Here is a 16,042-nt window from a genome sequence, read left to right on the forward strand (position 1 = left end):
GTGAGCTTTTCAGCAAACTCTGCTTGACTTTATTCACTAATACTTTTACTGCATTCATTCACAAAAAACTTAAAAATAGAAAATTGTTTCTCATAATGTTCCCACATCATTTCAGGATGCCATTGAACTCCCACTACAAACCTGTTTCCTCTCATCTCTATGGATTCAATTATCCCGTCAGGAGATCTACCCGAAACTTCAAAAACATGAGCTGGATCTTTAATAACCTGATGATGATAGGAATTTACCCGTATTTCCTCTTCTTTGAAAATACTGAAAATTTTACTTTTTTTATCCACGAAAACTTGATGGACTGGAATATATTTCTCAATTTCTCTCATAGAGTGATTTATATCTATGTTATTTCTCAACTTAAGAGGTATTTCACTAAAATCCTGATAAAGAGTACCACCATAAGCCACATTCAAAAGCTGATTACCCCTGCAAATTCCCAAAACAGGAATATTGCTTTTATCTATAATATTTTTCACCAAAGTAAGTTCATGCTTATCTCTCCTGGGATTTATGGCTCCAATTTTAGTACTTGTAAACTGTCCATAGTACTCAGGGAAAATATCATTTCCTCCCGTCAATATCAAACCATCTATATCATTAATAATATTATAGATATTATCTTCATCATTATATATTGGAATGATCAGAGGAATTCCCCCTGCTTTTTCAACTGAACTTATATAATCATCAGGCACAAGCTGCCAATCCAACTTGCCTCCCAATCCGCCATAGAGTTCATCCAATCCGTTAAAATAATTTGCACATATTCCTATAACTGGCTTCATTCATATTCCTCCATCCAAGAATAGGCAATCAGTGAACCGGCATCTGGTTGTCTCTTAACTCAAGATACTTTAATTATTTACTATTAGATATTCATTACACACTGTTATCATTAAAAACTATTTTGTCAACCCCGCAGCCTTCATTGTCTTTAAAATATTTCCAGCACTGAATTTTAATTTCTCTATTTCATCCTCAGAAAGAGGTACTTCTATTCTCCTCTCAACTCCATTTTCAGTTATAATACATGGAAGGCTTAATGCCACATCCTTTAGACCATATTCACCCTCCAGGGTAGTGGAAACAGGCATGATACTGTGCTCATCTAGCAAAACTGCCTTTGCAAGTCTGCAGGCTGCCATAGCAATTCCTGCACTGGTAAATCCTTTAAGGTGAAGGACGTCATAAGCCACATTCACCACTTCGGAAGCTACTTTTTCCCGATCCAGTGGTTCCTTTGGTCTAAAGTATTCATCCAATCTATCGCAGGAAACTCCCCCAATATTCAAAAGACTCCAGGTAGGAAAAGCTGAATTGCCATGTTCTCCAAGCATATATCCATGAACATCTTTAGGGTCCACATTGTATTTATTGGCGATGATTCTTCTGAAACGTGAGGAATCAAGACTAGTTCCCGTGCCAAATATTTTATTCTTAGGATATCCAAAATAATTTTGAGCATAATATACCATGGTGTCCAATGGATTGGTTATTATTATAATCACTGCATCCTTTGTATACTTGCTTATAGAAGACATCACATCTTTCATGGTCTCAACATTTTTCTCCGCTAAAACTGTTCTATCGGATTTGTCATCTGGCATTATGCTTGGTCCGGCAGCTATTATGATAACTCTAGCGTCACTACATTCTTCATAACCACCTGAATGAATTCTCACATTAGGGCTATAAGTAAAAGACGTAGTATGTGTAGAATCCAGTGCTTCCCCTTCGGCCTTTTCCTTTATTTTGTCAATAGTTACAATCTCAGACATCAGATCAAGTGACAATGCACAATTCAATACTGCAGAGCCTACATGTCCTGTACCTACTATTACAAGCTTATTTTTTGTCGGTTTCATATACATTACCCCCATTATATTATATAATTTAAAATATCAAATCAAATGATTCTTGAGTTCAAATCAGTTTTTTTCTATATTATAGTTATTTTTTGTATCTATGTCTACTATCAATTGTAAATCGTAAATTAAAATAATTGAAATATTACCTGACATAACTAACTTTCTTTTGAAAAAAGTTTATGAAAAGTATATAATTTCTGTAAAGAGTGTATTTGGAGGTAATCTATGAATACCATATCTTATACAGAAAGTTATAATAAAATATTCAGGAAAATTACAAATGTAAAGTGGCTTAAAAAATATAATATAAATAAATATATGATAAACAAGAGCATAAAAAGTAACAAATTCAGAGACGCCCTTAAAAATCAATTACTCAACAAAGACTTTTCAGCTAAAAGTACATTAATACTATGTCAATCTATGCTGGAGTCACTTTCGGAACATAAAGTACCTGACAATTGGCTTCTATATTTATACCAATATACCCTGCAAAAAAATTTTCCAGAAAATGTAACTGTAAAAATGATTCCCCAGTTAACCGCTCCCTGTGAACTGTACCTGGTCATATTCAATATACTGTGTAAAATACAAAAAAGTTCTGATGATGGAACATGGGAAAGTCATTATCCACTGCAATTTTTAACTTCAAAAGAAGAATCCGAACTGGAACATCCTGAAGAATACAAAAAATTTGTAAAATCTTTTGTATCACAATATACCTATGAGATGATGAAAATAAACGGTGAATTAACAGGTTTTACCACGCTGCAGCATGTGTGTGGTGTACATTTTTTATCTCTCTACATAGCAAGACAATTAAAAAGTATAAATATCCCCGTCGATCTGGGAAGAGTATCCGGAGCTGCTGCCGGTCATGACATAGGAAAATACGGGTGTAAATATGCGGAATCCAAAAAAGTTCCCCATTTACATTATTACTATACAGATCAGTGGTTTAAAAGATGTGGAATAAACTATATAAGAAATGTAGCTATAAACCACTCCGTATGGGATTTAGAATTAGAAAATCTTTCTCTGGAATCTCTAATTCTCATATACTCTGATTTTAGGATAAAAAATGAATTTAAAAATAGTCAGACCTATATGAAATTATTTTCCCTAGATGAATCATTTTACATAATTTCAAGCAAGCTGGAAAACATGAATTCACAAAAAAGTAAACGATACAGAAGAGTTTATGCCAAATTAAAGGACTTTGAAAATTTTCTCCTGGATATAGGAATTGACATAGAACCAAAACACATATTCAGTCCTGTCAAGATAAAAAACAAAAATTATACTCTGCTTCAGGGAAATGATATAGTCCAAAATCTGAAATATCTATCGATAAATCATAATATAAATCTCATGTACCAGTTAAGGGATGAATACTCTCTAGATGCCATACTTGAAATGGCCAGAAGTGAAAATGACTGGAAAATCTTTCGTGAATATATACGAATATTTCAGGAATACTCCACTTATCTTACCCAGAAGCAAAAACTTCAAACATTAAAATTTCTATACGAAAACCTGATTCATCCAGAAGATGATATAAGAAGGCATTGTGCGGAATTAATGGGAACTCTTATAGCCACCTTTGATGAAGACTACAGGAAGGAATTACCACAGGATGTAAAAATACCACCTCCTATTACATCCGGGATAAGCCTCCTTAAAAAGTACATGGAAATCATGCTGTCACCTAGTTATAAAGTGATTTCTGAACATAAATTCAATATAGGGTACAGCATAAGCATTATGATAAATTCTCTTTTTGCAAACTGCAAAAAATCGTTGATGCCAAAATACATTGATGTACTCATAGAATTTTACAAAGAGGAAAAATATAAAAATATAACTTGCGAAATTTTTCTACTTGAAGCTTGTAAATATATCCCCTGGGGTTACCTTTCCAAAGTAAATGAGGAAATTCTGTTCAACTATATATTTTCCGGGATAAAAAAGAGAAACAGCACCATAAGAATGGAAGCTCTGGAAACTATCTTAATATTTTCAGATAACATTATACAAAATCAAAGCTTCATGGAAAAAATAAAGGCTCATTTTATTTCAATAACTACAAAGAGCAAAATTCCAGCTGAAAATTTTCTCATGTTCAAGATAAATAAAAAACTAAATTTAAATGACATCGACATATTTGAATATTACTGTGATCTGGACAACAAAGTGGTAACGGATATATTTTTAAGCAATTTGAAGACTGCTACAGACTGGATAAGAAAAAAGAACCAGGTGGAACTGCTTTTGTATCACGCACTTGATGACCCTCAGTTAACAGGCCTTCACACAGCTATACATTTCTGCAATTTATTAAAGGTAAGTGCTGTAGAAACAGTTAGAAATACAGCTGGATCAGCTGTACTAGAGATCATGCCCTATCTTTCACTGGCTGAAAGAAATGAAGTTGCAGTGGAACTTTTAAGAGCCCTGGAAATAGAGGGAAACAGATTTACAGAATACATCCCCAGATACACAGGTCAGGCAGCCCTATGGCTCCAGCCAAAAGAACTAGATGAATTTATAGATGATTCAATCTACAAGGTTAAAACTTCAAACTCAAATTTAAAATCCCTCATATTTAAAACTGTGGGAACTATTATAGAACACTATTGGGTCTATAAAGACCGCTTTGAAGAATCTGAATTAAATTATTTAAAAAGATTGAATAAAATGCTTGGAATATTGCTAAATGGCCTAGGAGATTACAACTCTCAAGTCAAACAATCTGCGTTCAGCGTTATAGGCAAGGAAATCTTTGATACAGATTCCATGGATCTGACTAAAAAAGAACTTATATTTAAACTCATAGCTAAAAAGATGCTTACATTGATTACAGACAATGAAAATCAAGAGTTATTGTTCTTAACTAGATCCGCCAGTTTAAATCACATATACAGATTTATATCAGACTACAACTTTTTTTATGGCAATATAGATATACCCGTTCCTCAAAAAGTAGCTTTTTTCCCTGGAACCTTTGATCCATTCTCCCTGAGCCATAAGGAAATAGCAAAATACATTCGTGATTTAGATTTTGAAGTATATTTATCCATAGATGAATTTTCCTGGTCCAAAAAGACCCTGCCAAATCTCTTGAGGCGAAATTTAGTGACTATGTCTATGGCCAGTGAATTAAACATATACCTTTACCCTGATATGTACCCTACAAACATATCCAATGAATCAAATTTAAAAACATTAAAAGAAAATTTTCCTAATTCAAAAGTCTACATGTGCATAGGCAGCGATGTTCTTTTGAATGCATCCAGCTATAAAGCTCCAAAAACCCCGAATTCAATTCATACTTTTTCTCATATAATATTTGAGAGGGGAAAAGACAAAGATCTATTGAAGCTGGCTGCAAAAAAAATAGATAGGAATGTATTAGTACTCAGTTTAACTTCAAATTATTCAAACATAAGTTCCAGTCAAATCAGGACTTCTATCGACAACAACAGAGACATTTCTAGCCTGGTAGATCCTATGGCAGAGCAGTACATATATGTAAATGGATTTTATCAACGGGAATCCCAGGACAAAGATTTCATAAAATCACTGTGGCTCGACAGAGAAATATTCAAAGATTTTAACAACGAAGTCCTGGACAGAATAAGCAAGTGTATGCCCAATTGTACAGGTGAATTTATAAATAAACTCAGAGAGATATCTTTTAAATCCTATTTTTGTATCGTATTCCTTAAGAATACCAACACTGGAGAGATACTGGGTTTCTGTATTTTACACTGGATTCGTCCCTCTACACTGTATAATGAATTTGAAAATAAAGATGTATCTCAGTATATACGTGAAAACAGTACAGGAAGAATCATATCAATAGACGGACTCTATATTAAGAATGTATACAAAAAAGAAGAACTTGCACAAATTCTTTTTACAGAAGCTATTTCTCTATACGTATCTAAAGACTATGAATACGCTGTATACAAAAATGCTTTTAACAGGGAAATATACGACAGCGATATTTCTTCTCTATTGAAATTATACGGATTTATAAAGGTTCCCTTTTGTAATGAAAATAATCCTATATATGCAGTTAACATGAATACTCCCTGTATAATAAATTTTGACGCACAGAATGTCATCAAAGAACCTTTTAGGAGCAATCCTAAAGTGTTAAACACTCTCTGCAAATGCCGTAAAAAGTTAATTGAAAGTATAGCCAGGTTATATCCTGGAGAGCTCATACTTTCTTTCAACGTGAATTTTGTATATCAATGTTTAATAAGAAAAATCTGTAAAGAAAATCTAGTCCCCACATACAATTTGGTGCCAAGGAAATTGGGTAAAGCCATGTGTGTACCCTACGGTGATATACTGGAGCGATATGTTATTCCAAATACTGTAACCAAGGCACTGCATACAGAAAAACTATTTTTCCCCGACATGAGAAAATTCATAATAGGCGAATTCCCACATTATTTGGACCTAAATACACAGATAAAAATGATAAAAGCTTTCCAAAGGCCTGTAATATTAGTGGATAATCTGCTCCACAAGGGATACCGGATAAAAGCAGTGGATCCTATTTTTAAAAAAGAAGCTGTAGAAGTAAAAAAAATTATCGTAGCAGTACTATCTGGAAGAGGCAAGGATCTCATGGATATGCAGGGCAGATCTGTCGAAAGCGTATATTTTATTCCAAGGTTAAAGCTGTGGTTTAATGAAAATTCTCTGTATCCATTTATAGGTGGAGATGCACTTTATAGGGGAAGTTATCCCGAGAGGAACCTTCTTCCATCGATAAACCTAATTTTACCTTATACTTATCCTGCATTTATAAAAAATACTTCCAAATCCAATATATATAATTTATCAAAGACCTGCCTGGAAAACAGCCTGAATATATTGGAAACAATAGAGGAAGAATATCACATTATCCATGAGAAGAATTTGACTCTATCCTGCCTGGGTCAGGTATTTGCCACACCAAGATGCCCCGACCTTGGAGAAAATATCAGTTTCAACCTCAACTTGCCTGCATCAGGCTACCTTAAAAATGATCTGGAGCTTTTAATCCGAATGGAGCATGCTTTTGAATAATCAATATATATTACTTTTGGAGAATGAGGTGTTAAAATGCAATTTTACTATTATTATTATAAAAACAAGCTGCTTATATCCGATACACATCTTCCTTTTAGATCCATTGAAGAAAAAACCGTTTCCACTTATAGAGGATATATCTACAGACTGGTGAATGAAAATACAGATAGTTCCAAAATGTGCTATTATGTAACCCATCCTTCTCAAATATTTTCACCCAGGGAGAGTTTAAAACTCATACGGTATAAAGGCTCTGTGGACTATAACCTGCCAGACTGGCTTTTAAAATCCATTGAAGAAAACAGGTTAATATGTTTAAATACAGCTTACCCGGATTGGACTGAAAAATTGGATCATATCTTTCCAGTCTTCCATGATAATATCGGTTTTCGTAAATGGAATTTAACTGTAGTTGGTTTAGGAGATGTAGGAGGAAGCTTAATTACTGGACTTAGGATATTAGGTGGAAAATATATAAATACTATATCCATATACGACCACGATAAAAACAAGATAAAAAGATGGGAATATGAATGTAATCAAGTTACAGATTCCAATACCAATTCTCTATTTCCCAGAATACTGCCTTTAAAAAGTGAAGAGGACTTATTTAAAAGCGACATGTTCATATTCTGTATTTCCACGGGTGTACCTGAAATTGGTAAAAAAGTATCTGATGTAAGACTTATACAATTTGAAGGTAATTCAAAGATAGTAAAAAGTTATGCTCAAAAAGCTAAAGATTGTGATTTTCACGGTACATTCGCAGTAGTTTCAGATCCAGTGGACTTACTTTGCAAATCCGCAGTAAGTACTGGATTATTGCCGGATCAGATAAGGGGATATGGCTTAGGTGTAATGAACGCCAGAGCCAACTATTACTCGCAGAAACTAAATGGTCATGAAAATTTTCTTGAGGAGGGAAGATCTTTCGGCCCTCATGGAGAGGGGCTTATAGTTGCCAACAGCATCAAAAATTACAATGAAGAAATATCGAATTATCTAACCGAAAAGGCTAAAAAAGCCAATATTTACATGAGATCCATCGGTTTTAAACCCTATATTGCCCCTGCCCTATCTTCAGGTGCTTTTTCCATCATAAATACCATAAAAGGTGACTGGAATTACAGCAGTACTTTTCTTGGGGGAGCTTTCATGGGATGCAGAAACAGGCTGCTGCCTTACGGAACTCAGTTAGAATATTACAAAGATATGAAAGAACCATTATTTTGCAAACTGGAAGAAAGCTACAAACAGCTGTTAAAATTCAAACCATAGCCTTGCTATAATTCTTCTTTACGGGGGTGAAATCATGAAAGAGGTTTATGTTATATGCCCAAATGACAAAATATCCACTCAACTAAAGAAAATGCTAGATAGTTTTATAGAAGGATTTGATATTGCACATTATATAAGCAGTGCATACTATACCGATTTTCAGAATAAAAAAATATTATTTTTACTGGAACTAGACAGCAGTACTTATTTTGACATTCCCATGCTCAACTTTTTCAGCAACTTAGATTCAAAATCCAGGAATATTTTCCAGGGCTCCACTGCAGCACTTCTCATCCACAGCAATTCTGAGCTCGGAACGAAAAGAGCTGCCCAGGATATAATTTTTATGGCAAATAACCTGGGCTGCAATTTTATAGGGCATCCGCTGGTAGAAGCCACTGTCAATTTAAAAAATTTCTTAACCTGGCAAAAATCCCTCCGGCTTCCACTGGAAGAAATATGTATAAATCTAAGCTCTAAACTCGGGAAGAGGCTTGCAGAATATAAAACTTCAGAAGCAATAAAAAAAATAACGGTTTTATATTCATCTCCACATAAAATATCCAATACCCTTGATCTCTGGCATCTGATTTCTAAATATCTAAAAAAGATATCCATAGAAGAGCTGCAGATAGAAAACGGCAAAATACTTGACTGCAAAGGTTGTCATTACAGACTCTGCCTGCACTACGGCAAACAAAACAGCTGTTTTTACGGCGGCTTCATGGTAGAAAATGTATTACCTTCCATAGAATCTTCAGATGCGGTAGTATGGCTTTGTCCAAATTATAATGACTCCATCGGCGCAAATCTAACTGCCACCATAAATAGATTAACTGTCCTGTACCACAAAATAAGCTTTTATAATAAGGCCCTTTTTGGAATAGTTATTTCTGGAAATTCAGGAAGTGATTCCGTGGCAAAACAGCTTATAGGAGCTCTCAATATAAATAAGGGCTTTAGACTGCCTCCGAATTCAATAATTACAGAAACTGCCAACAACCCAAAAGCCATATTCGAAGTGCCAGATATAGAGCTAAAGGCAAAAGCTTTTGCAGCTACTATAATGAACAGCTTATAACTCTTCATCCACGGTATAATACAAAATTATAAAAAAGAAACTCCATAAGAGTTTTTTTATAAAATAATATGTTAAAATAATAAGTGCTTATGCATTAATTTTTAAAATAGAGGCGATAATTGTGATATATATAAAAACTAAAAAGGAAATAGGCTATATGGCAGCAGCAGGTAAAATACTTGCATCCTGCCACAGGGAAATAAAAAAAATGATAAAACCCGGCATAACCACCATGGAAATAGACTCCTTTGTAGAAAAATATCTGGAGCAGCATCATGCTAGTCCGGAACAAAAGGGGTATATGGGATTTCCCTATGCCACCTGTGCTTCTGTAAATGATGAAGTTTGTCATGGATTCCCAAATAAGAAGCCTTTAAAGGAGGGAGATATTGTAACCATCGACATGGTTGTAAACCTAAATGGTTGGCTGGCAGACTCCGCGTGGTCCTATGCAGTGGGCAATATATCAAAAGAAGCCCGGGATCTCATGAAGGTTACAAAAGAATGCCTTTACAAGGGCATTGATAAAGCAGTAGTCGGAAACCGAATAGGCGACATAGGCCATGAGATACAGACCTATGCAGAATCTCTTGGATATTCAGTTGTAAGAGACTATACAGGTCACGGTATAGGTAAAGTAATGCATGATGATGTAGCTGTGCCGCATTACGGAAAACCGGGAAGAGGTCTTAAATTAAAAGATGGCATGGTAATCACCATAGAACCAATGATAAATACAGGCACTTATGAGGTTACAGTTGACAGTAATGACTGGACTGCACGCACTGCAGACGGCAGTCTGTCCGCACAATACGAGCACACCATTGCCATAACAGACGAGGGCCCTAGGATCTTGACAGATCAGGATAATATATAGTGGAAATCATAAAATAAGCACTGATACAAGGTGCTTATTTTGTATATATTCATATATAGAACATCTTATTGACAAAGATTTGAATTGAAGCTATACTGTTATTGTTAACCATTATTATTTTATATGTTAACAATTAACTTTGAGGAGATGTAACCATGAATTTAAAATTTTCCATTAAAGAGATGAGCACCGCAGCTATTTTTACTGCCATAACAGCTATACTGGCCCAAATTTCAATACCACTGCCTTTTACTCCTGTTCCCATCACCATGCAGGTATTTGCAGTATATTTATCAGCCATAATTTTAGGAGGCAGGCTTGGAGCATTGTCCCAACTTATCTATTTACTTTTAGGTGGAATAGGAATACCTGTTTTTGCAAATTTTTCAGGCGGATTTCAAATTCTGGCTGGTCCTAATGGAGGCTATTTATTAAGTTATCCAATAATAGCCTATCTGATAGGTAAAATTTCAGAAAAAGATTCAAATCATATACTTTCCATAGCAGAGCTTATGGGTACCCTGGTGATGTGTTATGCTGCTGGGACAATTCAATTCCATTTTGTAACAAATATATCTATACAAAAAGCAATATTCCTCTGTGTACTTCCCTTTATTCCGCTTGATATAATAAAAGTCGTAGTTGCCTATATAGCAGGATGTAAAATAAAAGGATCTCTCTTAAGGGCAAAACTGATAAAACTATAATGTGAAAATTCAGGTTCCCAGTAATATATGTTATAATAATTCTATAAAACCATTTTATAGAGAAAAGGGGTGCCACTTTAATATAAATATGATAAACATAGAAATTCAAGATTGTATAAAAGACATAATTGGCTCTCAAATTGCCATCGGTGCTATAGAAGCAGCGGTAAAGGTAAAGGAATCAGACCCTGCACTAACAGAAGAAATATCTCTCCTATCAAATAAAATAGCTGCTCTATACAGTCTGCCTGAGATTTCAAAAATCGACAACATACATGCTGCAAGAGAAGCCTATAAAGGATTTGGAAAAGATCCCAGCAGATACAGAGTTTCTTCTGAATCCCTAACACGCCGTATAGTTAAGGGAAACGGACTTTATAAAGTCAATAACATAGTAGACATAAACAATTTAATTTCCATATACTCTTCTCATTCAGTATGTTCCTACGATATGGATAAAATAGATACGGAAATTTATTTTACCCTGGGGAAGGAAGGAGAATCTTACAGAGGTATAGGTAAAGGCCAGGTAAATCTGTCAAACATGCCTGTGTTTGAGGACAGCAGAGGTAAGTTTGGAAGCACTACTTCTGATTCCACAAGGGCTATGATAACAGAAGGTACTAGAAAGCTTCTAATGAACATAGTTTCTTTCAACGGAGACAAAAATTTAGAAAAATATATGAGCTATTCTAAAGACCTTTTGATAAAATACGCAGAAGGCGAAATCCTATATACCCATGTGATAAAATAAAAAGAAGGTACTACCCCCACAGTAGTACCCATCTTTGATTAAAAACTACTTAATATCTATCTTTTTAACATTATTTCTGCCTTTTTCAGTTTTTGGCAAATTTACTGTCAAAACTCCATCCTTGAAAGAAGCACTTATAGCATTTTCATCTACATTATCAACATAAAAACTTCTTTTAAGCTCTCCATAACTTCTCTCTTGTCTTATAAAGTTTTCATTTTTATCTTCTTTCGAATCTTCTCTCTTTGCAGATATAGTTAAATAATTATTGTTATAATCGACATCTATTGCATCTTTATTAATGCCTGGAAGATCAGCTTCAACTATATACTTATCGTCATCTTCTTTAAGGTCTACTCTAAATCCCTTTCCAAATCCATTTACATTAACCGGTGCAAAAAAGTCATCATTGAAAAATGAATTCACAAAATTATCGAATATATCACCTCTCGCCAAAGAATTATTCCTTCTAAATGGAACCATATCAAACATAACACATACCTCCTCATAAATTATTATTATGTTGTTATGATTACCTTTCATAGAGGTAATCCTTATTACAGTTATTATAATACAACTAAGGTCAAAGAAAGTCAAAGTCTAAAACATTTAGATTTGTATAGCAAAAAGAAGCTATTTTGAGATAATACTATATAATTTAATAATAAAAAAATTTTTACCTATATATCTAGAATTTTCATCATTTTTATGCCATAGTATAAAAAATATATAAAATCTTTATTTTTCCATATTTTTTATCAATGCTGCCCTGTTTATTATGGAGGATCCATATTTTTGACGTATAGAATCAATAACATTTTCTATTTTTTGTTCCCTATCCAAATTATCTTTTCCGAAATCACTTTTCATCATGTCAAACATGGATATCTGCCTCATTTTACAGTCCTCCTGAAATCCGCTTATACTTATTCCAAGCAGACGTATCGGCAGTTGCATATTCCAGCTTTTTTCAAGCAGATCAATCCCCGCCGAATAAATATCTTTGGACAAGCATGTTGGAACAACAGGTTCTTGCCTGGTAATGGATTTAAAATTTGAATATTTAATACTTATCTGCACTATACGGCCCTTTTTGCCATATTTTCTAGCAGTCATTGCTATTTCATCAGAAAGCTTCATTAAAATAACCTTGGCTTCTTCCATATTGAAAACATCATGAGATACTGTAATGGATTTTCCAATGGATTTTACATCGTTTTTCATCCGTCGTTTTAAGTTCGAATCGTCAATGCCATTGGCAAATTCATGAATCTTTCCTCCAACCCTTCCAAACTTTTTTATAAGATATTCCCGGTTAAAAAGCGCCAGATCTCCAATAGTTTTAATTCCCATATACTGTAATTTTCGGGAAGTTTTTTTCCCGACTCCATACATGGATTGAATGTCAAGAGGCCACAGCTTTGATTTAATATCCTTCCTCCAAAGTTCTGTAATTCCAAGAGGTTTTTTCATTTCAGAAGCCATTTTTGAAAGAAATTTATTTTCTGATATACCTATGGAGCATCCCAATCCCAGTTCGCTGTCAATATGGCGGCTGATAAGTTCTGCTGATCTCAAAGGTCTTCCAAATATTCTATCACAGCCCGTCATATCAAGCCATGCTTCATCAATACTGTTCTGTTCAATAATGGGTGTATATGAGGAAAGTATATCCATAATCTGTCTGGATTTTTGTGCATAGAAATCCCTGTCAGGAGGAATGAGAATTAAATTGGGGCAAAGCTTTAATGCTTCACCTAAAACCATGGTGGTTTTAACTCCAAATTTTCGGGCCCTATAATTTGCAGTCAAAATAATCCCTCTCCTATCTTTGGGATCTCCTGCTACTGCCGCAGGTTTATCAATAATTTCAGGATGCCTTATTGTTTCACAGCTTATAAAAAAAGCATTCATATCTACAAGAAAAATTACCTTCTGCATACTCCCACCTTCAAAAGTTCTTTTATTAATATTATATTATTAACTTGATAATATTCAAAATCTATATTATTATATAAACATAAGCTTCAACAATTATATATTTGTAGTTAAAAGGGAGTAATTTAAATTATAAAGTCAACATTTCGATTTATTTTTAAATCTGGCTTTATAAACCTAAGGGTAATAAGACTTTTAACATAATTCTATTTTAAATACGAATTATGTTAGGAGTCTTTATTTTTGCTTCAAAGTGCAGATATCAATTATTAAATTACAAGGAGGTAAATTTATGTCTACAAAAAAATCACTACTCCATCTTTGCTTCTGGGTAGGATCAGCTTTGCTCTTCAATATCGGAATTTATATCTTCATGGGACAGGAAAAAGCCCTATCTTTTCTAGGAGGATATGTAATCGAACAAAGTCTTAGCCTAGACAATCTTTTCCTATTTCTGCTTATATTTGAAAGTTTTTCTATAAAACCCCAATATCAGAGAAGAGTGCTGACTTACGGAATTTTTGGTGCGGTACTATTGAGATTGATATTTGTAGTTTTAGGTGTGACCATTGTCAATAAGTTTCACTGGATGCTCTATATATTCGGCCTTATTCTCATAATAAGCGGCATAAAAATGATTATAAAAAAGGAAAAATCAAACAACTTCAACGACAGTAAGATAATCAGGCTTGTAAATAAAATAGTTCCTGTTTCTAAAGAACTAGAAGGTGAAAAATTCTTCGTCAAAAAAAACAAAATGCTTTATGCAACTCCATTGTTTGCAATACTCATATTGATAGAGTCTTCAGATATAATTTTTGCCATAGATTCAATTCCCGCCGTATTTTCCATAACTACCGATCCTTTTATAGTGTATACTTCTAATATCTTTGCCATATTGGGACTTAGAAATATGTACTTTTTACTTGAAAAACTCCATCAAAACTTTGCCTATGTAAAATACGGAGTTGCATGTATATTGATATTTACGGGAATCAAACTCTCCATTACATTTTTCCACATAAATGTTTCAGTTGCAGTATCCCTAGCAATTATATTCTCAATTATGATTATCAGCATTTTAATTTCTTTCATCTTAAATAAAAAAAGAAAAACCCTCTGTTCTAGAATTTCTAAAAACACTGTAGAATAGAATTTACAATCCATAACAGGCCCGTCAAGCCACCGCAATATTTAGTTGCGGGACTAAGGCGGGCTCACAGTGTAATGAACTGGCGGTTCTATTTGATTATAATCATATCTTTTGTAACTTTATTTAATATCTCACCTTTTCCTTCATTTAATAATACAATATCCTCTACTCTCATACCAAACTTCCCGGCAATGTATATACCAGGCTCTACACTAAATGCCATCCCATTTTTGAGTACCTGCTTATTCCCTTCACTTATATAGGGTGCTTCATGATCAGCAGTTCCAATACCATGCCCCGTTCTGTTTATAAAATATTCTCCATATCCGGCATCTTTTATAATGTCTCTAGAAGCACGATCTACATCTCCTGCTTTGATACCTTCCTTTACAACATTTTCACCCTTTTCATTAGCTTCTAAGACAATACTGTAGATTTTTTTCTGCTCTTCCGTAGGTTCTCCTACAAATACGGTTCTGGATTCGTCAGAGCAATATCCATGATATCTGCATCCAAAATCCATTATGATTACATCTCTGTCCTGGATAACCCTGTCATAATCATTATAATGCGGTCTGGCGCTATTTGGCCCTGATGCTATAATAGTTTGAAATGCCAGTCCTTCACCTCCATACTCTGCCATTAATTCCTCAAGTTTATCTTTAATATCACCTTCAGTTATTCCAGGCTTTACGAATTTTAGGACATTTTCAAAAGCTTTATCTGCAATATTGGCAGCTTTTCTCAAATTATTTTTTTCTTCTTCATCTTTTATTATCTTCAAGTTTTCCATTATGCTAACTCCATTTATAAACTTCACATCGATCTCATTGGAGACATCAATCATATCTACCGCCCGTATTCCGTCGTTTATTCCTATTTTTTTACCTTCCAGACCATATTTTTTATTTGCCTTTAAAATAGCTGGAATAAAGCCTTTTCCATCACTCCATTTAAATATGTCCATATCCTCTCCCAGCGCTTCTCTTGTCTCTTCATAGTACAGTTCAGGTGCTATATAAAAGTGTCTCTTATCACTAAATACGAATAATGCTTTGAATCTTTCATCCATCAACGGGTGAAGTCCAGTAAGATATTCCAGGTCAGCAGAAGGTCCTACTATAAGTACATCAATCCCTCCATTTTTCATAAGCTCCGTCAATCTATCAATTTTTTTATACAATAACATTAAAATCCCTCCGTCTTTTTATTTTATAATATTAATTTGTCTTTATCCTGTTTAAATCCAGTCCTTTTTACAAAGTTATTCCAGATGGCAA

Annotated in this window: 12 protein-coding genes; 7 read left to right on the plus strand and 5 right to left on the minus strand. The window is 34.1% G+C overall.

Annotated elements, in window-relative coordinates; all coding sequences use genetic code 11:
* Positions 1 to 29 precede the first annotated feature (29 nt).
* Together ACFHWD_RS18060 and ACFHWD_RS18065 are read right to left on the minus strand one after the other, a co-directional pair.
* Positions 30 to 800 (minus strand): gamma-glutamyl-gamma-aminobutyrate hydrolase family protein, encoded by a 771-nt coding sequence (locus ACFHWD_RS18060; RefSeq protein ID WP_150357512.1) that lies wholly within the window; start codon positions 798 to 800, stop codon positions 30 to 32.
* A gap of 117 nt (positions 801 to 917) precedes the next feature.
* Entirely contained in the window at positions 918 to 1,880 is a 963-nt protein-coding gene (locus ACFHWD_RS18065) for an L-lactate dehydrogenase (protein ID WP_229981412.1), read from the minus strand.
* A gap of 228 nt (positions 1,881 to 2,108) precedes the next feature.
* Between ACFHWD_RS18065 and ACFHWD_RS18070 the strand changes: the two genes are divergently transcribed.
* The 6 genes from ACFHWD_RS18070 to ACFHWD_RS18095 all read left to right on the plus strand — a co-directional run bounded on the left by ACFHWD_RS18070 (position 2,109) and on the right by ACFHWD_RS18095 (position 11,671).
* Positions 2,109 to 6,971, plus strand: coding sequence for a cytidyltransferase (locus tag ACFHWD_RS18070; protein WP_229981411.1), 4,863 nt, complete (start codon positions 2,109 to 2,111; stop codon positions 6,969 to 6,971).
* A 36-nt stretch (positions 6,972 to 7,007) separates the two neighbouring features.
* Positions 7,008 to 8,252: a lactate dehydrogenase gene (locus ACFHWD_RS18075; protein ID WP_229981410.1), complete on the plus strand. Its 1,245-nt coding sequence runs from the start codon at positions 7,008 to 7,010 to the stop codon at positions 8,250 to 8,252.
* A 34-nt stretch (positions 8,253 to 8,286) separates the two neighbouring features.
* Positions 8,287 to 9,333 carry a flavodoxin family protein gene (locus ACFHWD_RS18080; protein WP_229981409.1) on the plus strand — a complete coding sequence of 349 codons (1,047 nt, stop codon included), beginning with the start codon at positions 8,287 to 8,289 and terminating at the stop codon, positions 9,331 to 9,333.
* Between the two features lie 121 nt (positions 9,334 to 9,454).
* Complete coding sequence (map, locus tag ACFHWD_RS18085; RefSeq protein WP_150357502.1) at positions 9,455 to 10,210, plus strand: type I methionyl aminopeptidase; 756 nt, start codon at positions 9,455 to 9,457, stop codon at positions 10,208 to 10,210.
* 155 nt (positions 10,211 to 10,365) lie between these two features.
* Positions 10,366 to 10,917 (plus strand): biotin transporter BioY, encoded by a 552-nt coding sequence (locus ACFHWD_RS18090; RefSeq protein WP_150357500.1) that lies wholly within the window; start codon positions 10,366 to 10,368, stop codon positions 10,915 to 10,917.
* Between the two features lies 1 nt (position 10,918).
* Positions 10,919 to 11,671: a B3/4 domain-containing protein gene (locus ACFHWD_RS18095; protein ID WP_378062839.1), complete on the plus strand. Its 753-nt coding sequence runs from the start codon at positions 10,919 to 10,921 to the stop codon at positions 11,669 to 11,671.
* Positions 11,672 to 11,716: 45 nt separating this feature from the next.
* On the opposite strand, the gene hsp18 is transcribed toward ACFHWD_RS18095, so the two are convergent.
* Entirely contained in the window at positions 11,717 to 12,163 is a 447-nt protein-coding gene (gene hsp18, locus ACFHWD_RS18100) for a heat shock protein Hsp18 (RefSeq protein ID WP_150357498.1), read from the minus strand.
* Between the two features lie 246 nt (positions 12,164 to 12,409).
* On the minus strand, positions 12,410 to 13,612 hold the full coding sequence (dinB, locus tag ACFHWD_RS18105) for a DNA polymerase IV (RefSeq protein ID WP_229981408.1): 1,203 nt from the start codon (positions 13,610 to 13,612) through the stop codon (positions 12,410 to 12,412).
* Positions 13,613 to 13,901: 289 nt separating this feature from the next.
* Between dinB and ACFHWD_RS18110 the strand changes: the two genes are divergently transcribed.
* A complete protein-coding gene (locus ACFHWD_RS18110; RefSeq protein ID WP_150358958.1) occupies positions 13,902 to 14,762 on the plus strand; it encodes a TerC/Alx family metal homeostasis membrane protein in 861 nt (286 codons plus the stop codon).
* A gap of 88 nt (positions 14,763 to 14,850) precedes the next feature.
* Here the strand turns inward: ACFHWD_RS18110 and ACFHWD_RS18115 are convergent, their stop codons facing one another.
* Positions 14,851 to 15,951: a M24 family metallopeptidase gene (locus ACFHWD_RS18115; protein ID WP_378062840.1), complete on the minus strand. Its 1,101-nt coding sequence runs from the start codon at positions 15,949 to 15,951 to the stop codon at positions 14,851 to 14,853.
* Positions 15,952 to 16,042 lie beyond the last annotated feature (91 nt).

It is taken from the genome of Clostridium sp. MT-14 (assembly GCF_042436595.1).
In the GTDB taxonomy this organism is placed as follows: Bacteria; Bacillota; Clostridia; order Clostridiales; family Clostridiaceae; genus Clostridium_B; species Clostridium_B aromativorans.